This window comes from Streptomyces virginiae (assembly GCF_041432505.1).
In the GTDB taxonomy this organism is placed as follows: Bacteria; Actinomycetota; Actinomycetes; order Streptomycetales; family Streptomycetaceae; genus Streptomyces; species Streptomyces virginiae_A.
This window is the reverse complement of the sequence record NZ_CP107871.1, coordinates 4,878,845-4,899,326: the sequence shown is the minus strand read 5'-3', so window position 1 is coordinate 4,899,326 and position 20,482 is coordinate 4,878,845. Positions and strand designations below refer to the sequence as shown.

General features: G+C 70.5%; 20 protein-coding genes and 1 pseudogene. 7 read left to right on the top strand and 14 right to left on the bottom strand.

What is annotated here, in order from left to right:
- Positions 1 to 70: 70 nt before the first annotated feature.
- The 5 genes from folP to OG624_RS22825 all read left to right on the top strand — a co-directional run bounded on the left by folP (position 71) and on the right by OG624_RS22825 (position 3,041).
- Positions 71 to 943 carry a dihydropteroate synthase gene (gene folP / locus OG624_RS22845; RefSeq protein WP_033219218.1) on the top strand — a complete coding sequence of 291 codons (873 nt, stop codon included), beginning with the start codon at positions 71 to 73 and terminating at the stop codon, positions 941 to 943.
- 25 nt (positions 944 to 968) lie between these two features.
- Positions 969 to 1,412 (top strand): nuclear transport factor 2 family protein, encoded by a 444-nt coding sequence (locus tag OG624_RS22840; protein WP_033219220.1) that lies wholly within the window; start codon positions 969 to 971, stop codon positions 1,410 to 1,412.
- Between the two features lie 129 nt (positions 1,413 to 1,541).
- On the top strand, positions 1,542 to 1,901 hold the full coding sequence (gene folB / locus OG624_RS22835) for a dihydroneopterin aldolase (protein WP_030010912.1): 360 nt from the start codon (positions 1,542 to 1,544) through the stop codon (positions 1,899 to 1,901).
- Entirely contained in the window at positions 1,898 to 2,506 is a 609-nt protein-coding gene (gene folK, locus OG624_RS22830; protein WP_033219222.1) for a 2-amino-4-hydroxy-6-hydroxymethyldihydropteridine diphosphokinase, read from the top strand. The genes folB and folK overlap by 4 nt, the downstream gene beginning before the upstream one ends.
- A 46-nt stretch (positions 2,507 to 2,552) precedes the next feature.
- The gene (locus OG624_RS22825) at positions 2,553 to 3,041 is read left to right on the top strand and encodes a DUF3180 domain-containing protein (protein WP_033219224.1); all 489 of its coding nucleotides are present in this window, start codon (positions 2,553 to 2,555) and stop codon (positions 3,039 to 3,041) included.
- 27 nt (positions 3,042 to 3,068) lie between these two features.
- On the opposite strand, the gene OG624_RS22820 is transcribed toward OG624_RS22825, so the two are convergent.
- The 7 genes from OG624_RS22820 to dacB all read right to left on the bottom strand — a co-directional run bounded on the left by OG624_RS22820 (position 3,069) and on the right by dacB (position 10,930).
- A complete protein-coding gene (locus OG624_RS22820; protein WP_352164068.1) occupies positions 3,069 to 3,446 on the bottom strand; it encodes a hypothetical protein in 378 nt (125 codons plus the stop codon).
- 4 nt (positions 3,447 to 3,450) lie between these two features.
- Positions 3,451 to 4,059, bottom strand: a complete 609-nt coding sequence (gene folE / locus OG624_RS22815) for a GTP cyclohydrolase I FolE (protein ID WP_030756162.1) — start codon at positions 4,057 to 4,059, stop codon at positions 3,451 to 3,453.
- Positions 4,060 to 4,164: 105 nt separating this feature from the next.
- The gene (gene ftsH, locus OG624_RS22810; protein ID WP_033219232.1) at positions 4,165 to 6,192 is read right to left on the bottom strand and encodes an ATP-dependent zinc metalloprotease FtsH; all 2,028 of its coding nucleotides are present in this window, start codon (positions 6,190 to 6,192) and stop codon (positions 4,165 to 4,167) included.
- A gap of 214 nt (positions 6,193 to 6,406) precedes the next feature.
- Complete coding sequence (gene hpt / locus OG624_RS22805; RefSeq protein WP_030010907.1) at positions 6,407 to 6,967, bottom strand: hypoxanthine phosphoribosyltransferase; 561 nt, start codon at positions 6,965 to 6,967, stop codon at positions 6,407 to 6,409.
- Positions 6,968 to 7,032: 65 nt separating this feature from the next.
- Positions 7,033 to 8,079: a tRNA lysidine(34) synthetase TilS gene (gene tilS, locus OG624_RS22800; protein WP_033219235.1), complete on the bottom strand. Its 1,047-nt coding sequence runs from the start codon at positions 8,077 to 8,079 to the stop codon at positions 7,033 to 7,035.
- Between the two features lie 224 nt (positions 8,080 to 8,303).
- On the bottom strand, positions 8,304 to 9,443 hold the full coding sequence (locus tag OG624_RS22795) for a zinc-dependent metalloprotease (protein ID WP_033219236.1): 1,140 nt from the start codon (positions 9,441 to 9,443) through the stop codon (positions 8,304 to 8,306).
- Positions 9,444 to 9,481: 38 nt separating this feature from the next.
- Positions 9,482 to 10,930 carry a D-alanyl-D-alanine carboxypeptidase/D-alanyl-D-alanine endopeptidase gene (gene dacB, locus OG624_RS22790; protein WP_033219237.1) on the bottom strand — a complete coding sequence of 483 codons (1,449 nt, stop codon included), beginning with the start codon at positions 10,928 to 10,930 and terminating at the stop codon, positions 9,482 to 9,484.
- A 163-nt stretch (positions 10,931 to 11,093) separates the two neighbouring features.
- On the opposite strand from dacB, the gene OG624_RS22785 reads away from it, so the two are divergent.
- Both OG624_RS22785 and OG624_RS22780 read left to right on the top strand, forming a co-directional pair.
- On the top strand, positions 11,094 to 11,588 hold the full coding sequence (locus OG624_RS22785; protein WP_008742522.1) for an inorganic diphosphatase: 495 nt from the start codon (positions 11,094 to 11,096) through the stop codon (positions 11,586 to 11,588).
- Positions 11,589 to 11,831: 243 nt separating this feature from the next.
- The gene (locus OG624_RS22780) at positions 11,832 to 13,472 is read left to right on the top strand and encodes a threonine/serine ThrE exporter family protein (RefSeq protein ID WP_033219238.1); all 1,641 of its coding nucleotides are present in this window, start codon (positions 11,832 to 11,834) and stop codon (positions 13,470 to 13,472) included.
- A gap of 118 nt (positions 13,473 to 13,590) precedes the next feature.
- On the opposite strand, the gene OG624_RS22775 is transcribed toward OG624_RS22780, so the two are convergent.
- The 7 genes and pseudogenes from OG624_RS22775 to mrdA form a co-directional block, all read right to left on the bottom strand.
- Positions 13,591 to 14,295 carry a VTT domain-containing protein gene (locus OG624_RS22775; protein ID WP_033219239.1) on the bottom strand — a complete coding sequence of 235 codons (705 nt, stop codon included), beginning with the start codon at positions 14,293 to 14,295 and terminating at the stop codon, positions 13,591 to 13,593.
- Positions 14,296 to 14,415: 120 nt separating this feature from the next.
- Positions 14,416 to 15,174: a MerR family transcriptional regulator gene (locus OG624_RS22770; RefSeq protein ID WP_033219401.1), complete on the bottom strand. Its 759-nt coding sequence runs from the start codon at positions 15,172 to 15,174 to the stop codon at positions 14,416 to 14,418.
- Between the two features lie 76 nt (positions 15,175 to 15,250).
- A complete protein-coding gene (locus OG624_RS22765; protein WP_371639786.1) occupies positions 15,251 to 16,033 on the bottom strand; it encodes an ABC transporter permease in 783 nt (260 codons plus the stop codon).
- Entirely contained in the window at positions 16,030 to 16,956 is a 927-nt protein-coding gene (locus OG624_RS22760; RefSeq protein WP_033219243.1) for a daunorubicin resistance protein DrrA family ABC transporter ATP-binding protein, read from the bottom strand. The genes OG624_RS22765 and OG624_RS22760 overlap by 4 nt, the downstream gene beginning before the upstream one ends.
- Before the next feature lie 78 nt (positions 16,957 to 17,034).
- Entirely contained in the window at positions 17,035 to 17,664 is a 630-nt protein-coding gene (locus OG624_RS22755; protein ID WP_161295748.1) for a PadR family transcriptional regulator, read from the bottom strand.
- A gap of 24 nt (positions 17,665 to 17,688) precedes the next feature.
- A complete protein-coding gene (locus OG624_RS22750; RefSeq protein WP_033219247.1) occupies positions 17,689 to 18,201 on the bottom strand; it encodes a DinB family protein in 513 nt (170 codons plus the stop codon).
- Between the two features lie 112 nt (positions 18,202 to 18,313).
- Positions 18,314 to 20,392, bottom strand: a pseudogene (mrdA, locus tag OG624_RS22745) (penicillin-binding protein 2); the annotation flags it as partial.
- Positions 20,393 to 20,482 lie beyond the last annotated feature (90 nt).

Below are 20,482 nucleotides of genomic sequence, written 5' to 3'. Positions count from 1 at the left end.
CGTCCAGGGCCCCGGCGGTCGCGAGACGCCGGGGCCCTGTCGTATCCAGGTCAGCCCTACCCTTGGACCTATGAACACGAAGCGCGGAGCCACCGGCAGGGGCCGGGTCGCAGGTCTGCCGGACTGGGACCGTTGCGCGGTCATGGGCGTCGTCAACGTCACCCCCGACTCCTTCTCCGACGGCGGCCGCTGGTTCGACACCACCGCCGCGGTCAAGCGCGGCCTCGACCTCGTCGAGCACGGCGCCGACCTCGTCGACGTCGGCGGCGAGTCCACCCGCCCCGGTGCCTCCCGCGTCGACGAGGAGGAGGAGCTGCGCCGGGTCGTCCCCGTGGTCCGGGGCCTGGCCTCCGAAGGCGTCACCGTCTCGGTCGACACCATGCGCGCCGTCGTCGCCGCCCGGGCCGTCGAAGCCGGCGCGACCCTGGTCAACGACGTCAGCGGCGGCCTCGCCGACCCCGAGATGATCCCGGCCGTCGCCGCCGCCGAGGTGCCGTTCGTGGTGATGCACTGGCGCGGCTTCAGCGCCGGTATGAACAGCCTCGCCGTCTACGAGGACGTGGTCGGCGAGGTCACCACCGAACTGCGGGCCCGGATCGACGCGGTCGTGGCCGGCGGGATCGCCCCCGAGCGGATCGTCGTCGACCCCGGGCTGGGCTTCGCCAAGAACGCCGAGCACGACCTGGCCCTCGTGGCCCATCTGCCCGAGCTGCGCGCACTGGGCTTCCCGCTGCTGGTCGCCGCGTCGAGGAAGCGTTTCCTCGGCCGGGTCCTGGCCGGCGGCGCCGACACCACCCCGCCGCCCGCCCGCGAACGGGACGCCGCCACGGCCGCCGTCTCCGCGATCGCCGCCCACCAGGGCGCCTGGGCCGTGCGGGTGCACGAGGTACGGGCGACCGCGGACGCCGTACGGGTGGCCCGCGCCGTCGAAGGGGCACTCTGATCCTCACCCACCGACAAGGAGCACCGTGAGCAGAACCGACATCGAGGCGGTCGAAGAGGTCAACACGGCCTTCTACGAGGCAATGGAGCGGGGGGACTTCGACTCACTGTCGGCGCTCTGGCTGGAGGACGAGATCTCCTGCGTCCACCCCGGCTGGCCGGTGCTCTCGGGCCGCGGCGAGGTCCTGCGCTCGTACGCGCTGATCATGTCGCACACCGACTACATCCAGTTCTTCCTCACCGACACCAAAGTGACCGTAATAGGCGATACCGCCCTGGTGACGTGTACGGAGAACATCCTCAGCGGCGGCCCCGCCGAGGACGGCGGGGAACTCGGCCCGCTCGTCGGTCAGCTCGTCGTGGCGACGAATGTGTTCCGACGCACATCCGAGGGCTGGCGGCTCTGGTCCCACCACGGTTCTCCCGTCCTCACGGAGTCCGACGACGACGAGGAGGAGGACGCCTCCTGACCCCTCCGGCGGGATCCGGAGTATTTCGCAGGTAAATTCGAAGACGGACGACGCCGACCGCACTCGGCGCAGCCATGGCCCTGGGGAGCCCCGGGACCGGAAGCACCTACGAAAGCAGGAGTGATTCGCGTGGATCGTGTCGCGCTGCGCGGCCTCAAGGCTCGCGGGCACCACGGCGTCTTCCCCCGGGAACGCGAGGAAGGCCAGACCTTCATCGTCGACCTCGTGCTGCACCTCGACACCCGCCCCGCGGCGGCCGGAGACGACCTGGCTAAGACCGTGCATTACGGGGTAGTCGCGGAGGAAGTCGTCGACGTGGTCCAGGGTGAGCCCGTCGACCTCATCGAAACCCTGGCCGAGCGGATCGCCCAGCAGTGCCTCAAGCACGAAGCGGTGGCGCAGGTGGAGGTCGTCGTCCACAAGCCGGACGCGCCCATCACCGTCCCCTTCGACGACGTGACCATCACGATCACCCGGAGCCGCGCATGAACAACGCACTGAACGCTCAGAGCGACCCCACCGTCCAGCCCGTACCCGCCTCCGTCGTCGAGACGGTCGACGCGGCGGACGTGACCCTGTCCAACCCCAAGTGGGCCGTGATCGCGCTCGGTGCGAACCTCGGCAACCGGCTGGAGACCCTGCAGGGCGCCATCGACGCCCTCGGTGACACCCCCGGCATGCGGGTCAAGGCCGTCTCCCCCGTCTACGAGACCGAGCCGTGGGGCGTCGAGCCCGGCTCGCAGCCCTCGTACCTCAACGCGGTCGTCGCCGTGAAGACCACCCTGCCGCCGTCCTCGCTCCTGGAGCGCGCGCACGCCGTCGAGGAGGCCTTCGACCGCGTCCGCGAGGAGCGCTGGGGCCCGCGCACGATCGACGTGGACATCGTCGCGTACGCCGACCGCGTCTCCGACGACCCGGTCCTCACCCTCCCGCACCCGCGCGCCCACCAGCGTGCCTTCGTGCTGGCCCCCTGGCACGACATCGACCCGGAGGCCCAGATCCCGGGTCGCGGCCCGGTCACGGCGCTGCTGGCCGAAATCGGCCTGGTCGGCGTGACGCCGCGCCCCGACCTGGAACTCCACCTCCCCGAGTAGTCGTTAGCCTGTTCACGGCTACTCGCTGAAAGTGGGGAACAGGCAAGTGAAGCAACTGAGGCCGGCGGTCCTGGCGGGCATCTTCGTGGTCGCCGGGGTCCTGTCCTGGGCGGGCGCGCGCCTGTGGAACGCCTACGGCACCCTGCCGGGCGTTCCGCTGGCCGCGCCGATCGTCCTGGGCGTCATCGCGGCGGTGCTGCTGGCCACGGCCCTGTCCATGCGCGCCCGCCTCAAGGCCCAGCGCGAGCGCCGCCCGGGCGCCAAGGGCGTGGAGCCGCTGATGGCGGCCCGCGCGGTGGTCTTCGGCCAGGCCAGTGCCCTCGTGGCGGCGCTGGTGGCGGGCATGTACGGCGGTGTGGGCGTCTTCCTGCTGACCGACGCCCTCGACGTCCCCGCCCGCCGCGACCAGGCCTGGTACGCGGGCTTCTCGGTCCTGGCGGGCGTGGCGGTCATCGCCGCGGCCCTCTTCCTGGAGCACGTCCTGAAGCTCCCGGAGGACGAGGACCCGACCGCCAAGGCCCCGGCCAAGGCCTAGGCCCGGGGCGGGGCGGGGCGGGGCGGCCTACAGGGGGTGGACGTGCCCCAGCCACTCCCACAGCCTGCGGCCGCCCGGCCCCTTGTCCTCCCAGTCGCAGAACTGAAGGTCCGCGAGGGCCCCGTCGATCGCGAAGAGGCTCACCTCGCCGTCGTAGCCTCCGTCGGCGTCGCAGAGGGAAGCCCCCGCGACGACGGCCATCCTCTTGTCCATGGGCACCGCCGCCACGGCTTCCGTGTCCACGCGCAGGTACACGCACGGACATGCGCAGTCGCTCGCTCGCATCCGGGTGTGCGGGATCTGGTCCTGGAAGCGCCGTTCGACGTCCGGCTCACCGGCCAACAGCAGTTCGAGGGTCCGCCGGACGTCCTCGCTCAGCGGCTCCCAGCCGTCCCGCCCGGGCATCGGCTCAGCGCGCCATGATCAGGCTCATGGCCTCGTTACGGGTGGCCGGGTCGCGGAGCTGGCCGCGGACCGCCGAGGTGATGGTCTTCGCGCCGGGCTTGCGGACCCCGCGCATGGTCATGCACATGTGCTCGCACTCGATGACCACGATGACCCCGCGCGGGTCCAGGATCTCCATCAGGGAGTCCGCGATCTGCGTGGTCAGCCGCTCCTGCACCTGCGGACGGCGGGCGAACACGTCCACGAGGCGGGCCAGCTTCGACAGGCCGGTGATCTTGCCGTCGGTGGACGGGATGTAGCCGACGTGCGCCACGCCGTGGAAGGGGACCAGATGATGTTCACAGGAACTCATGACTTCGATGTCCTTCACGAGGACCATCTCGTCATGGCCCAGGTCGAACGTCGTCGTCAGGACCTCTTCGGGCTTCTGGTACAGGCCCGCGAATATCTCCCGGTACGAGCGCGCCACGCGCGCCGGGGTCTCCAGGAGGCCCTCGCGGTCCGGGTCCTCGCCGACCGCGATCAGGAGCTCACGGACCGCCGCCTCGGCGCGCTTCTCGTCGAACACGCCGATCGTGCCCTCGTCACCGGTCAAGGTCACTGGGTCGGTCATCTCATCCTCGTTCCTGTCCGCACACGCGGTCGTACAAATGAGCCGCGCCCCCCAGGCTAGAACCTGGGGGGCGCGGCTTCCATTCCGGGTGGGTCGAGCCGCCGCTTACTCGGGGCGGTCCTCGGGAGCCACTTCGATGCCCTTCTCCGTGGAGACCGGCGCGACGGAGGCCGACGTGCCGTTCGCCGAGTTCGTCAGCTGGAGCTCCTTGGGAGAGAGCACCGGCGGACGGGTGGAGGGGGTGCGGCGGGAGGAGCCGGTCCACGCGGGACGGGCCGGACGCTTCACGATCGTCGAGAAGATCTCGGCGATCTGCTCCTTGTTCAGCGTCTCCTTCTCCAGCAGCGCGAGGACCAGGTTGTCGAGGACGTCGCGGTTCTCGACCAGGATCTCCCAGGCCTCGTTGTGCGCGGTCTCGATGAGCTTCTTGACCTCTTCGTCGACCAGCGCCGCGACCTCTTCCGAGTAGTCCCGCGGGTGCGACATCTCGCGGCCCAGGAACGGCTCGGTGTTGTCGCCGCCGAACTTGATCGCACCGAGACGCTCGGTCATGCCGTACTGCGTGACCATGGCCCGCGCCGTGGCGGTGGCCTTCTCGATGTCGTTCGCCGCGCCGGTGGTCGGGTCGTGGAAGACCAGCTCCTCCGCCGCGCGCCCGCCCAGCATGTACGCCAGCTGGTCGAGCATCTCGTTGCGCGTGGTCGAGTACTTGTCCTCGTCGGGCAGGACCATGGTGTAACCCAGGGCCCGGCCGCGGGACAAGATCGTGATCTTGTGGACCGGGTCGGAGTTCGGGGAGGCCGCCGCGACCAGGGCGTGTCCGCCCTCGTGGTACGCGGTGATCTTCTTCTCCCGGTCCGACATGATCCGGGTCCGCTTCTGCGGGCCCGCCACGACCCGGTCGATCGCCTCGTCCAGCGCGTGATTGTCGATCAGCTTCTTGTCCGAGCGCGCCGTGAGCAGCGCGGCCTCGTTCAGGACGTTGGAGAGATCGGCACCGGTGAAGCCGGGCGTGCGACGGGCGACCGCGCCCAGGTCGACGTCCGGGGCGACCGGCTTGCCCTTCTGGTGGACCTTGAGGATCTCCAGACGGCCCTGCATGTCGGGACGGTCGACCGCGATCTGCCGGTCGAAGCGGCCCGGGCGCAGCAGCGCCGGGTCGAGGATGTCCGGACGGTTCGTGGCGGCGATCAGGATGACGCCGCCCTTCACGTCGAAGCCGTCCATCTCGACCAGCAGCTGGTTGAGGGTCTGCTCGCGCTCGTCGTGACCGCCACCGAGACCCGCACCGCGGTGCCGGCCGACGGCGTCGATCTCGTCGACGAAGACGATCGCCGGCGCGTTGGCCTTGGCCTGTTCGAACAGGTCACGGACACGCGAGGCACCGACACCGACGAACATCTCGACGAAGTCGGAACCGGAGATCGAGTAGAAGGGGACGCCGGCCTCGCCCGCGACGGCACGCGCCAGCAGGGTCTTGCCGGTGCCGGGCGGGCCGTACAGCAGCACACCCTTGGGGATCTTGGCGCCGACGGCCTGGAACTTCGCCGGCTCCTGGAGGAACTCCTTGATCTCGTGGAGTTCCTCGACGGCCTCGTCCGAGCCCGCGACATCGGCGAACGTGGTCTTCGGGGTGTCCTTGGTGATGAGCTTGGCCTTGGACTTCCCGAAGTTCATGACCCGGGAGCCGCCGCCCTGCATCTGGTTCATCAGGAACAGGAAGACAACGACGATGAGCACGAAGGGCAGGAGCGAGAGCAGCACGCTCAGGAACGGGCTGGTCTTGTCCGGAGTGACGGAGTATCCGTCCGGGATCTGACCGGCGTCGTACTTGGTCTGGAGGCTCTGGGCGAGCTGGACGCCCTGATCCCCGATGTAGTTGGCCTGGAACTTGGTGCCGTCGTGCTTGCCGAGCTTCTGGCCTTGCTTGAGCTCGATCTTGATCATCTGGCTGTCGCCGGTGGTCAGCTTGGCTGTCTCCACCTGGCCAGTGTTGATCGCCTTGATGACCTCGCTGGTGTCCACCGACTTGTAGCCGCCGCCGGAGCCGACGACATTCATCAACACGACCACGGCGAGGACGGCCAGCACGATCCACATGACCGGCCCACGGAAGTATCGCTTCACGTCCATCCATACGGGACGCCAGGCGTCCCGTCCCTCCTGCCCGTAGGTAAATGCTGCTGTGAGTAAAGACTGTTCTTCGGAATGTACCCCTGAATTGTCACCCGCGGCCCTGTGGGACGGCTGACAGACCCGCCTTCCCCTGCTTCAACGGCGGGAATCGCCCCCAGGTTCCCCGCAGGCTCGGCGGGGTTCCCGGGGGCGGGGCGGAAGCGGGAGTGGATCAGCCGCCGTAGACGTGCGGGGCGAGCGTGCCGACGAACGGCAGGTTGCGGTACTTCTCCGCGTAGTCCAGGCCGTAGCCCACGACGAACTCGTTGGGGATGTCGAAGCCGACCCACTTCACGTCGATCGCGACCTTCGCGGCCTCGGGCTTGCGCAGCAGCGTGACGACCTCCAGGGAGGCCGGCTGGCGGGAGCCCAGATTCGACAGCAGCCAGGACAGCGTCAGGCCCGAGTCGATGATGTCCTCGACGATCAGGACGTGCTTGTCCTTGATGTCGGTGTCCAGGTCCTTGAGGATCCGCACCACACCGGAGGACTGGGTCCCGGCGCCGTACGAGGACACCGCCATCCAGTCCATGGTGAGCGGGGTGGACAAGGCACGCGCCAGGTCCGCCATCACCATCACGGCGCCCTTGAGCACACCGACGATGAGCAGGTCCTTGCCCGCGTACTCCGCGTCGATCTTCGCGGCCAGCTCGGCCAGCTTCGCGTCGATCTCTTCCTTGGTGATGAGCACCGACTGGAGGTCGTTACCCATGTCCTTCTCGTCCACCCGCATCACTTTCGTTGTCGGCCGGGGCTCCGGGGGCGACCCCGGAGGACTCAGCCGTGTTTCAGCACCAATCAGCCCTGCCGGATGACAAGTCTGCCACCCTGCCGCTGGGCCTCGACCCGGCCGGGCAGGTTGATGGCGCCCTGACCCCGCCATCCGGTGATGAGGCGGTCGACTTCTTCGATGTGGCGGGCGAAGAGGGAACCCGCGGGAGACCCCGCCGCGACGACGGCCCTGCGCAGCACGCGGCGGCGGACGGCCGGGGGCAGGGCGTAGAGCTTGGCGCACTCCAGGCGGCCGTCCGCGTCGCGTACGCCGGTCTCCGCCTCGGCGGCCCAGGCGTCCAGGGCGTCGGCGTCGTCGCGGGAGAGCTGCGCGGTACGGGCGAGCGCCTCGACGACTCCCTTGCCGAGCGCCTTCTCGAGGGCGGGCAGCCCCTCGTGGCGCAGCCGGGAGCGGGTGTAGGCGGGGTCGATGTTGTGCGGGTCGTCCCAGACGGGGAGGGACTGGACCATGCAGGCCTTGCGGGCGGTCTGCCGGTCGACCTGGAGGAAGGGGCGGCGGTAGCGGTTGGTGCGGCCGGCGGATCCGCCGGAGACCTCGGGCATGCCGGAGAGCGAGCGGATGCCGGAGCCGCGGGCCAGGCCCAGCAGGACGGTTTCGGCTTGATCGTCCCGGGTGTGGCCGAGCAGCACGGCGGCGGCGCCCAGTCGGTCCGCGGCCTCGTCCAGGGCCCCGTAGCGGGCGTCGCGGGCGGCGGCCTCGGGTCCGCCGTCGCGGCCGACGCGCACGGCGACGGACTCCACCGGGTCGAGGCCGATGGCGGTCATGCGGGAGACGACCTCGGCGGCGCGCAGGTCGGAGCCGGATTGCAGTCCGTGGTCGACGGTGATGCCGCCGGCCCGGATGCCGAGCTTGGGGGCCTCGAAGGCGAGGGCGGAGGCGAGCGCCATGGAGTCGGCGCCGCCGGAGCAGGCGACGAGGACGAGCGGCGGCGAGTCCCCGGCGCGGCGGGGGGCGGCGGGGCCGCCTGTGTGGTCGGTGAGGTCGGTGAGGACGTCGTGGAGTACGCGGCGGACCGCCAGGCGTATCGCCGCGACCGCAGGATGGGGACCCATGTCCGGTGCCCTTCGATGGAGTTCGGATGCCTCGGAGGCGTTGGGGTGGTGTGCTGAGGTGCTGCTGCCCGGCTGCCCCCGCGGAACGGGAGGATGTCACTCAGAGTGCGTCGATGGTGACAGAACCGAGCCGTTCCCCGAGCATCGCACGCCCTTCCACGGCCCACGGTCCCTCGGACGGGTGACGCTGCTTCCCCCAGTGAGACATGTTTACGCCCCTTGTGTCACTCCGCTTCGCTCGGTTCGCTCCCCTTGCGGTGCACGCGTGCGACCCAGTCGGCGGGGCTGGCGATCTCGGCCTTGGTCGGCAGTGTGTTCGGGGAGGTCCACACCCGGTTGAAGCCGTCCATGCCGACCTGGCCGACGACGGCGCGGACGAAGCGCTCGCCGTCGCGGTACTGGCGCAGCTTGGCGTCGAGGCCCAGCAGTTTGCGCAGCGCGGCGTCGAGACGGCCGGCGCCGCTGGCCCGGCGCTGCTGGAACTTCTCCCGGATCTCGGCGACGGAGGGCACCACCTGCGGACCGACCCCGTCCATCACGAAGTCGGCGTGGCCTTCCAGCAGGGACATGACGGCGGTCAGTCGACCCAGGATCTCCCGCTGCTCCGGGGTCTGGACGAGCTCCACGAGGGAGCGTCCCTCGTCACCGTGCTCGGCGTCGGGGCGGGCGCCCGCGAAGGACTGGGCGGCCTCGCGGATGCGTTCCAGGACGGTGGACGGGTCGACCTCGGTGGCCCCGAGGAACGTCTGGATTTCGCCTTCGAGATGCTCGCGCAGCCACGGGACGGCCGTGAACTGTGTACGGTGCGTCTCCTCGTGCAGGCAGACCCAGAGCCGGAAGTCGTGGGGGTGCACCTCCAGCTCGCGCTCGACGTGCACGATGTTGGGCGCGACGAGCAGCAGCCGGCCCCCGCCGGCGCCGGGCAGGTCCCCGGTGACCGGTGCGAAGGTCTCGTACTGGCCCAGGACCCGGGAGGCCAGGAAGCTCAGCAGCATCCCCAGCTCGACGCCGGTGACCTTGCCGCCGACCGCGCCGAGGACGGCTCCGCCGGGGGCGCCCGCGCGGCGGTCCTGCATCTTGCCGAGGAGCGGCTGGAGCAGCTCGCGGAAGCCGGCGACGTTGGCCTTGACCCAGCCGGCCCGGTCCACGACCAGGACGGGCGTGTCGGGGACGGCCGACCCCTCGGGGATCATCCGGGTGAACTCGCGCACGTGCCGTTCCGAGGTCCTGGCGTGCCGCCGCAGCTCGGCGACGACGGCCCGCGCCTCGTCCCGGGTGACCTCCGGGCCGGGTCGTACCAGTCGGGTCGCGGTCGCCACCGCGAGGTTCCAGTCGACCATCTCCGCACCACCGATGCTCGTCATGCGTCAACCGTACGTGGACCGGCCCTCCTACGGACCCCCTACGAAGCGGTCGCCACGGCCGCGGCCAACTTGTCGAGGGCCTTCTCCGCGCCCTCGGCCCCGGGGCTGTTCGCCGTGAGGAAGGCGAAGGCGAGGAGACGGCCCGAGGGGTCGACGACCGTGCCGGAGAGGGAGTTCACCCCGGTCAGGGTGCCGGTCTTGGCGCGGAGCAGGCCGGCGGCCGGGGAACCGCCGGAGTTGCGGGCCTTCAGGGTTCCGGTGAAGCCGGCGACGGGCAGGCCGGTGAGGACCGGGCGCAGCTCGGGGCTGCGGGGGTCGGCGGCCTTGGTGAGGAGCCCGGTCAGCAGGCCGGCGCTGACCTTGTCGGCGCGGTTCAGTCCGCTGCCGTCGGCGAAGCGGGAGCCGGCGGTGTCGATGCCGAGGGCGGTGAGCCGGTCGGTGACGGCCTTCTCGGCGCCCTCGAAGCTCGCGGGCCGGCCGGAGGCGAGGGCGGTCTGCCGGGCGAGGGCCTCGGCGATGTCGTTGTCGCTGTTGGTCAGCATCCGCTCGACGAGCCCGGCGATCGGGGTGGAGAGGGTGACGGCCAGCGGCTGGACGCCGGCGGCGGCCTTGGCCTTCGCCGGTTCGCCGGTGACTTTGATGCCGCGGTCGGCCAGCAGGGTGCGGAAGGCCCGGGCGGCGTCGCGGGAGGGGTCCTCGGCGCGGTCCACGGGCCCGGAGGTGGACTCGTCGGGGCGGCCCTCGTCGGCCGTCAGGGCGGTCACCGGAGCGATGTTGGGGTTGCCGCCGATCGGGTGGCGGACGGGGCCGGTGTAGAGGCTGTCGTCGTATCCGAGGGTCACGGTGTCGGTGCCGGCGGCCTTGAGCGCCTGCGCGGTGTCACCGGCGAGGGCGACGAGGCTGCCGCCGGATCCGGCGGGGCTCTTCTTCTTCGCGGTGAGCGAGGGGTCGCCGCCGCCGACCAGGACGATCTGTCCGGGGGCGGCGCCGGGCGTGACCGTGGTCCTGATCCGGTGCTCGGGTCCGAGGGCGGCCAGCACGGCCGCGGCGGTGACGATCTTGACGGTGGAGGCGGGGGTCATCGCGTCCCGGGCCCCGGACTCGTAGAGGACCTGCCCGGTGGCGGTGTCGACGACGGACGCCGTACGGACGGTGCCGAGCGCGGGATCGGCGAGCAGCGGCTTGAGCGCGGCGCCCAGGCCCCCGGCGGAGGCGGGCTCGGCGGGGGCGTTCTGCGCGCGCGGGACGCCGGGGCCGATCGCGCCGAGCACGCCGGGGGCGCTCGGGGCGGCTTCGGGCAGGGCTCCGGAACCGGGCCCTCCATCGTGATCTGCGCCACCCGTGCGGCCCCAGGAGGCGGCTCTGTCCCGCTCGGCCTTACGCTGGCCGGAGTCCCAAGGACCGGCCGTGGTCACCGCTGCCACCGACAGGGCGAGGCCGGCGACGGCCGACCCTGCGATGAGCTGCCAGGTCTTGACCAATGGCACCTCGGACCAGCCCCTTTCGCGATCACACATATGCGTGAGGGACACTTAACCACTGCGTCTTGCCGCGAGCATGGCACCCCACCCGGCAGGGCTGGGACGGACGCGCACGCGGATCGATCGACGCAGTCCCGAAGCAATGCAGCTGATCATGGAGGAGCAGGACGTGGAGTTCGACGTCACCATCGAGATCCCCAAGGGTTCGCGGAACAAGTACGAGGTGGACCACGAGACCGGCCGGATCCGTCTGGACCGTCGCCTCTTCACCTCGACCAGCTACCCGGCCGACTACGGCTTCGTCGAGAACACCCTCGGCGAGGACGGCGACCCGCTGGACGCGCTGGTCATCCTTGACGAGCCGACCTTCCCGGGCTGCCTGATCAAGTGCCGCGCCATCGGCATGTTCCGCATGACGGACGAGGCGGGCGGCGACGACAAGCTGCTGTGCGTGCCGGCCTCGGACCCGCGTGTCGAGCACCTGCGCGACATCCACCACGTCTCCGAGTTCGACCGCCTGGAGATCCAGCACTTCTTCGAGGTCTACAAGGACCTGGAGCCGGGCAAGTCCGTCGAGGGCGCGAACTGGGTCGGTCGCACCGAGGCCGAGGCCGAGATCGAGGCCTCGTACAAGCGCCTGGAGGCGCAGGGCGGCCACCACTGAGCTCGCGCTCCGCGGTGACGGGCCGGGGTGTTCCCCCGCGCCCCTCGTGACATGGCGGGCGGTGTCCCTTCGGGGGATGCCGCCCGCTGTCGTGTTCCCGGGCCGGTGCGGCGGGCGGCCGCGGGTATGCGGTGGGTGTGGGGCGGGTGCGCACCGGCGGTACGGCGGGTGCGCGCTGGGTGTGCGGCGGGAGGAAACGATTCCGCATACTGATACCCCGGGTGATCACGGACTGGAGGACGCGTGGCGGAGGCCGACGGGGCAGAGGACAGGAAGCCCCAGTCCGACGAGGCGCACAGCGCCTTCACGCCGCCGCCCGGCATGGAGCCGGACGTCTTCGAGGAGGACCAGCCCACCTCGGAATTCGCCCGTCCGGCGGGCGCCGATCCGGTGGAGCCCGAGCCCGAGGGATCGGCCTTCGCCGCCCCGGCCACCTACCGGGCCGCGCAGTCCCCGCCCGCCTACACCCCCGGCCAGGGCTTCCCCGTCGCGCGGATGAAGGAATCCCCCTGGCAGGACCGCATGCGCACGATGCTGCGCATGCCGGTCGACGTGCGGCCCGTACCGGAGCTCGTGCAGCGCCACAGCGAGACCGGGCCCGCCGTGGGCCGCGTCCTCGACCTGACCCTGCGCATCGGCGAGCTGCTGCTCGCGGGCGGTGAGGGCGCCGAGGACGTCGAGGCCGCGATGTTCGCGGTGGCCCGCTCGTACGGGCTGGACCGCTGCGAGCCGACCGTCACCTTCACCATGCTGTCGATCACCCACCACCCCTCGCTGGTGGGCGACCCGGTCTCGGCCAGCCGGACCGTGCGCCGCCGCGGCACCGACTACAACCGGCTCGCGGCCGTGTTCCGGCTCGTGGACGACATCAGCGCCCACGAGATCGACGTGACGCTGGAGGAGGCCTACCGGCGGCTCGCCGAGATCCGCCGCAACCGGCACCCCTACCCCGGCTGGATGCTCACGGCCTCCGCCGGACTGCTCGCCGGGGCCGCCTCCACGCTCGTCGGCGGTGGGGTCCTCGTGTTCTTCGCCGCCGCGATCGGCGCGGTCCTCGGTGACCGCCTGGCCTGGCTGTGCGCCGGGCGCGGGCTGCCCGAGTTCTACCAGTTCGTGGTCGCCGCGATGCCGCCGGCCGCCCTCGGGGTCGCGCTCAACATGACGGGCATCGACGTCAAGGCCTCCGCCGTGATCACCGGTGGGCTGTTCGCGCTGCTGCCGGGACGGGCCGTGGTCGCGGCCGTGCAGGACGGCCTGACCGGCTACTACATCACCGCGTCGGCCCGACTGCTGGAGGTCATGTACCTCTTCATCGGCATCATCATGGGCGTGCTGGTGGTCCTCTACGTGGGCCTGCAGTTCGACGCCTCGCCGCGGCCGGAGGAGGTCCTGCAGATCCAGCAGCGGCCGCTGATCCAGATCGCCGCCTCGATGGTGCTGGTGTTCACCTTCGCGATCCTGCTCCAGCAGGAACGCTCCACCGTCCTGATCGTGACGCTGAACGGCGCGGTCGCCTGGGTCACCTTCGGGGCCCTGCACTACGCGGGGGGCATCCCGCCCGTCCCGTCCACGGCCATCGCGGCCGGGCTGGTGGGCCTCTTCGGGCAGCTCTTCTCCCGCTACCGCTTCGCCTCCGCCCTGCCGTACGTGACGGCCGCCATCGGCCCGCTGTTGCCCGGCTCGGCGGTGTACTACGGCCTGCTGCTGATCGCCGAGAACCGGCTGAACGAGGGCCTGGGCTCCCTGGTGAACGCCGCGGCCATCGCGCTGGCCATCGCGATCGGGGTCAACCTCGGGTCGGAGGCCTCGCGGCTGTTCATGCGCATCCCGGGGGCCACGAGCGCCGCCAAGCGCCGCGCGGCGAAGCGGACCCGAGGCTTCTGAGCGTCGCCGCCGCGCGTACGGATGCCCGTACGGGGCCTCGTACGGGCACACGTACGCCCCGGGGCCTCAGGTGGGCCTCCGGGGCGGTACGGGCGCAGGGGATGCCGCGGGCCGGGCCTCAGCGCTTGGCGTGGCGGCCGCGCGTGCCCGGGGCCTGCGGGGCGGAGCCGTCGGCCACGGCCTCGGCGCCTGCGTCGGCGTTCGCCTTGCTCTCCTTGCGGGCCTTCAGGACCTCGAAGACCACCGGGATGACCGAGATCAGGACGATGCCCACCAGGATCGGCTCGACGTTCGTCTTGATGAACTCGATCTGTCCGAGCCAGTAGCCGGCGATCGTGACGCCCGCACCCCAGCCGATGCCGCCGATGATGTTGTAGGTCAGGAAGGTGCGGTACTTCATCGTGCCGGCGCCCGCGACCATCGGGGCGAAGGTGCGGATGATCGGCACGAAGCGGGCGAGCACGATGGCCTTGGGGCCGTGCTTGTCCATGAACTCGTGCGCCTTGTCCAGATTCTCCCGCTTGAAGAGCTTGGACTTGGGGCGGTTGAAGAGCTTCGGCCCGAAGAACTTGCCGATCATGTATCCGACCTGGTCACCGATGATCGCGGCGGCCACGATCAGGGTGCAGACCAGCCACAGCGGCTGCTTGATGTACTGCCCGTCCGCGACCAGCAGACCCGCCGTGAAGAGCAGGGAGTCGCCGGGAAGGAAGGCGAAGAGTCCCGACTCGGCGAAGACGATGACCAGGATGCCGATCAGACCGAAGTGCGAGATCAGGTAGTCCGGGGACAGCCACTGTGGGCCGAGCGCAAGCGTATACACGGGTTCCGGGCTCTCCTGGAATCGGGGGGCGTAAGGCGGAAGGAGCGGTTTCAATTATCAACGCACACGACCCCCGCCCGGTTCCAGGGACCGGAGGGGGTCGCATGCGTGACATTCCACTTAAACCTTGCGGACTCCGTTCGCGAGGATCGCATCGCGCAGGTGCTCGGCGAGACCCGGCTTCATCGCGTCGTAGAACGCCGTGAACCGCTCGTCCGCCACGTACATCTCGCCGAGGCACGTGTGCATCTCGTACGGGCAGTCGTAGAACCACTTGTGGATGTGCAGGCGGTGCTCCTCGGCGAGATCCATCGCGCGTTCACCGTCCGCGGGTTCCCCCGCCTCCATGGCCGCCACGTAGCGGCGACCCCAGTCGGCGGCCTCGTCCTGGATCCGCTGCCAGTCGTCCTTCGTGTACGAGGCCGCCCGGCGCTGCGACTCGGTGTACGCCTCGGTAGCGCCCCAGCGCTCCTCGACCTCCTGTGCGTACTGCTCCGGGTCCTCGTCCCCGAAGACCTCGAACTTCTCCTCCGGTGTGAGGTTGATGCCCATCTTCTTCGCCTCCATGGCGTGCTCAACGGCCTTGGCCATCTGCTGGAGCCGGGTGATCCGGTCGGTCAGCAGGGCATGCTGCCGGCGCAGATGCTCCTGCGGATCCGTCTCCGGGTCGTCCAGCAGGACCGCGACCTCGTCGAGGGGGAAGCCGAGCTCCCGGTAGAACCGGATCCGCTGCAGCCGGTCCAGGTCGGCGTCGTCGTACCGCCGGTGCCCGGCGTGGCTGCGGCCCCTCGGGGACAGCAGCCCGATCTCGTCGTAGTGGTGCAGGGTGCGCACCGTCACTCCGGCGAATGCGGCGACCTGGCCCACGGAGTAGCTCATCTCTTCCGCCCTCTGGTCGGGTACGCCCTTCACTGTGGGTCCTCACGTGGCGTGAGGTGCAAGTCGGCGGCGCGAGCTACTTGCCCATGCCCCGGAACCTGCCCACCGCCAACGGGAAGAAGATCGCCAGCAGCAGGATCGGCCAGGCCACCGCGAGCAGCGCCGCGTGGTCGGCGGCCCACGACGGCGCAGCCGCGGCCGGGTTGTCGAAGAGGTCGCGGACGGCCGTGGCCGTCGCCGAGAGCGGATTCCATTCCACCACCGTCCCGAGCCAACCCGGCATCGCCTCCGGTGTGGCGAAGGCGTTGGAGAGGAAGCCCACCGGCCACACCAGGATCTGCACCGCCTGCACCAGCTCCGGGCGGCCCGCGACCATCCCGAGGAAGATGCCGATCCACAGCATCGCGAAGCGCAGCAGCAGGAGCAGGGTGAAGGCCGTCAGGGTGGCCGCGGGCGAGCCGTGCGGGCGCCAGCCCAGCAGCAGTCCGACGCCCGCGAGGACGACCAGGCCCACCGCCGACTGGAGCATGTCCGCCGCGCTGCGGCCGACCAGGACCGCCGCCGAGGACATCGGCATGGCGCGGAACCGGTCGATCACCCCTTTGCCGAGGTCCTGGGTGACGGCCGTCATCGTCGCCTCCAGGCCGAAGGCCATGGTCAGCGCGAGCATCCCGGGCACCAGGAACTCCACGTACTCGCCATCGATCCCGCGTCCGCCGCCGATGAGGAAGCCGAACATCAGCAGCATCATCACCGGGAAGACCAGTCCGACGATCATCTGGACCGGCCTGCGGGCCCAGTGCGCGAGCTCGCGTCGGGTCATCGTCCAGGAGTCCGAGACCACCCATGCCGTGCTCATGCGGCCACCTCCTCGCGGTCGGTCAGGTGCAGGAAGACCTCGTCGAGCGTGGGGCGGCGGACCGCGAGGTCGAGCGCCTCGATGCCGGCACCCTCCAGCGCGCGCAGGGTCAGGGTCAGGCCCGCCATCCGGTCCCGCACCGGGAAGCTCAGGGTCAGGGAGTCCGGGTCCACGGTCGGGTCCGGCAGCAGTCGCGCCGCCTCCGCCAACCGCGCCGCGTCCCGCAGGACGACGACGATCCGGTCCGCCCCGACCAGGGCCTTCAGCTCGTCGGCCGTGCCCTCGGCGGCCACCCGGCCCGCGTCGATCAGTGTGATGCGGTCGGCGAGCTGGTCGGCCTCCTCCAGGTACTGCGTGGTCAGCAGGACGGTGGTGCCGCCGCCCACCAGGGAGCGCACCGCGCTCCACACCTCGGTGCGGCCGCGCGGGTCGAGCCCGGTGGTCGGCTCGTCCAGGAAGAGCACCTCCGGGTCGGTGATCAGGGACGCGGCGAGGTCGAGCCGGCGGCGCATGCCGCCGCTGTACTGCTTCACCGGCTTGCGACCGGTGTCGGCGAGACCGAAGCGGTCCAGCAGTTCGTCGGCCCGTAGCCCGGCCCGTCGTGCGCCGAGGTGGTGGAGGCGGCCGAACATCTCCAGGTTCTGCCGTCCGGCCAGGTCCTCGTCGAGCGCCGCGTGCTGGCCGAGCAGCCCGATCCGGGCGCGGACGGCCGGAGCCTGGGTGCGTACGTCGTGGCCGGCGACCCGGACCACGCCCTCGTCGTGCCGCAGCAGGGTGCTCATGACGCGCACCACCGTGGTCTTTCCGGCTCCGTTGGGGCCGAGGACGGCGTGCACCGTGCCGGGCTTCACCTCCAGGTCGAGCCCCGCCAGCGCGGGCTTGTCGCCGTACCGCTTGTGGACACCTTCGACGAAGATCGCCAAAACCGTTCCTCCAGTAATCAAATTTGAGTAGCTGGGCGCGCCCAAGGTAATGCCCACTCTCGGGCTAGTCAAACTTGATTACGCATCCTGGTGCGCGGCGTACGGATTCTCCTGGCCGTCCGCGAGGACCCCCACGAACGGAGCCCCGCCCTCACCCGCGAAGGAGTACGCGCCCCCCTCGATCCGGGCGACCAGCCCGCGCGTCCACTCCGCCTCGGCATCCGCGGAGTGGACCCACATGTGCATGATCTCCCCGATGTGGCCCAGCACCTCCGGGCCACCCTCCGGCGTGTAGTGGTTCGTCACCGACGACCGCCACAGCGCCAGCTTCGCCATCCGCTCCCGGAGCAGCGCGAGCACCTCCGCCCGCGGCAGGTCGACCATGAAGCCGATCGCCGCGGACAGCACGTCCGTCTTCTGGTCGTACGCCGCGAGGGCCTCGCGCAGCAGCCGGAAGTACTCCTCGCGGCCCGCGTCCGTCACCTCGTACTCGGTGCGCGGGGGCCCGCCCGCCACGCTCGGCGCCACCTCGTGGGCGTGCAGGACGCCTTGCTTGGCCATCTGCTTGAGCGCGTGGTAGATCGATCCGGGCTTGGTGTTCGACCACTCGTGGGCGCCCCAGTACTCCAGGTCGTTGCGTACCTGGTACCCGTGGGCGCGCCCGTGCTGGCGGACCGCACCGAGGACAAGAAGCCGGATCGCTGACATGGGGCCAGGCTAAGCCCCCGCCCTCTAGCCCATCGCCTTGGTGCCGTCGAGGGATTCACGGACGATGTCCGCGTGGCCCGCGTGCCGGGCGAACTCCTCCACCAGGTGCAGGAGCATCCAGCGCATCGAGACCTTGGCGTCCTTGGGGAACCAGGGCGCCGGCGGCAGCGGGAAGGTCTCGTCCAGGCTCGGGAGGGCGGCGACGAAGGCCGCCGTCTGCTCCGCGACCTCGTCCCAGAAGGCGAGCACCGACGGGATCGACTCGCCCTCGACCAGGCGGAAGGCCTCGCCCCAGGTCTCCTCGGTGCGCTGCCGCTCGTTCGGCGCCTGCTGGGCCAGCCGAAGCCAGTTCAGCTCGACCTCGGCCACGTGCTTGATCAGACCGGACAGGGTGAGCTCGCTGACGCTGGGGCGGCTCGCGGCCTGCTCCTCGCTGAGCCCGAGGAGCGATTCACGGATCGCCGTGCGCTGGGCTTCGACGAAGGCGAGGAGAGTGCCGCGCTCGTCGCCGAGGACTTCGGGGGAGATCTGAGCCATGACCGACCGCCTTATGCGTGAGGTGCCGTGCCGGGGGGCTTCTTCCCCCCGACACGACCCACGCTACGGAGCATCGAGGTCAGATCCTGTCCTCGATGGCCGTTCAGTTGCCTTCGATCTCGCCGTCGGGGCGGATCGCCGGCAGCGCGGTGGCGGGCTGCGGGAGCAGGGCCTTGGAGAGGTCCTGCTTGCCCGTCGGGTCGAGGCCGTACATCGCCTCGTAGATGTTGCGGACGGCCGGACCCGAGGCGCCCGAGCCGGTACCACCCTGGGAGATCGTCATGACGATCGCGTAGTCCTCGGTGTACGAGGCGAACCACGAGGTCGTCTGCTTGCCCTGGACCTCGGCCGTGCCGGTCTTGGCGTGCATCGGGATCTGCTTCTGCGGCCAACCGCCGAAGCGCCAGGCCGCGCTGCCGTCGGTGGCCACGCCCGCGAGGGCCTCGTCGATGTTGTCGCGGGTCTTCGCGTCCATCGGCAGCTTGCCCGTCTCCTTCGGCGCGATCTCCTGGACCGACTTCCCGTCGGCGCTGACGATCGCCTTGCCGATGCCGGGCTGGTGGAGTGTGCCACCGTTGGCGATGGCCGAGTAGACGGAGGCCATCTGGATCGGGGTGACGAGCGTGTCGCCCTGCCCGATCGAGTAGTTGATCGCGTCACCCTCGCGCAGCTGGTTGCCCTGGCGGCAGTTCTCGTAGGCGATCTTCTCGGCGAAGCTGCCGTTCTTCTTGCCGTCGCGGCACCAGGCGTCCTTGTTCGCGTCGAAGAAGTCCTGCTTCCACCTGCGGTCGGGGACCCGGCCGGGGACCTCGTTCGGCAGGTCGATACCGGTGCGCTTGCCCAGCCCGAACTCGTGGGCGGTCTTGAGGAACCAGTCCTTCGGGTCCTTCTTCGGCTTGATGCCGCCGTCCTTCTTCCACTCCTGGTCCGCGAGGGCGTAGTAGACGGTGTCGCAGGAGACCTCCAGCGCCCGGCCGATGGTGATGTCACCGTGGCCCTGGGACTCGAAGTTCGTGAAGGTCTGGCTGCCGACCGAGTACGAGCTGGGGCACGGGTAGCGGTTGTTGAACGGGTAGCCGGCGTTGACCGCGGCCGTCGAGGTGACCACCTTGAAGATGGAGCCGGGCGCCGCCTGGCCCTGGATGGCCCGGTTCAGCAGCGGGTAGTTCGACTTCTTGTCGGTGAGACCGGCGTAGTCCTTGGCGGAGATGCCGCCCACCCAGGCGTTGGGGTCGTAGGTCGGGTTCGAGGCCATGGCCACGACCCGGCCGGTCTTGGTCTCCATCACCACGACGGCGCCCGAGTCGGCCTCGTAGTTCCTGCCGGTGTTCTTGTCGTTGACCTTGCGGGCCTCGATCATCGCGTTGTTCAGCTCGCGCTCGGCGACGGCCTGCACGCGGGAGTCGATGGAGGTCACGATGTTCGATCCGGGCTTCGCCGGGTCGGTCTCGCCCTGGCCGATGACCCGGCCGAGGTTGTCCACCTCGTAGCGGGTGATGCCCGCCTTGCCGCGCAGCTCCTTGTCGTACGTGCGCTCCAGGCCGGAGCGGCCGACCTGGTCGGAACGCAGGTACGGCGAGTCCGACTTCTTCGCCTTGGCGATCTCCTCGTCGGTGACCGGGGAGAGGTAGCCCAGCACCTGGGAGGTGTTGGCCTCGTCCGGGGCCGCGTACCGGCGCAGGGCGGTCGCCTCGGCCGTGATGCCCGGGAAGTCCTCGGGGTGCTCGCGGATCTGCAGGGCCTGCTCGGTGGTGGCCTGGTTGCTGACCGGGATGGGCTGGTAGGGGGAGCCGTTCCAACAGGGCTGCTTGGTCTTGTCGTCGCAGAGCCGGACCTTGTCGATGACCTCCTGGGGGTCCACGCCCAGTACCCCGGCGAGCCGGGTCAGCACGGACCGGCCCTTGTCCTTCATGGTCAGCAGCTCGGTGCGGCTGGCGGAGACCACGAGGTGGGTGGCGTTGTCGGCGAGCGGCACCCCGCGCGAGTCCAGGATCGAACCGCGCACGGCGGGCTGGACCACCTGCTGGACGTGGTTGTTCTTCGCCTCGTCCGTGTACTCCGAGCCATTGCGTATCTGGAGGTACCACAGGCGTCCGCCCAGGGTGAGCAGCAGCGAGAAGACGACGATCTGGATGACGACGAGCCGGTTCTGGACCCGAGGGGTCCGGCCGGTCTCCGGTATGTTGCTCAACTCGTTCTCCCCCGGGCGGCTGCGTACGCCCGGCCGAGTCTAGGGGGTGTCTTGTGGGCCGGGTCGGACCGGGGAGCGGTGGCCGGTGCG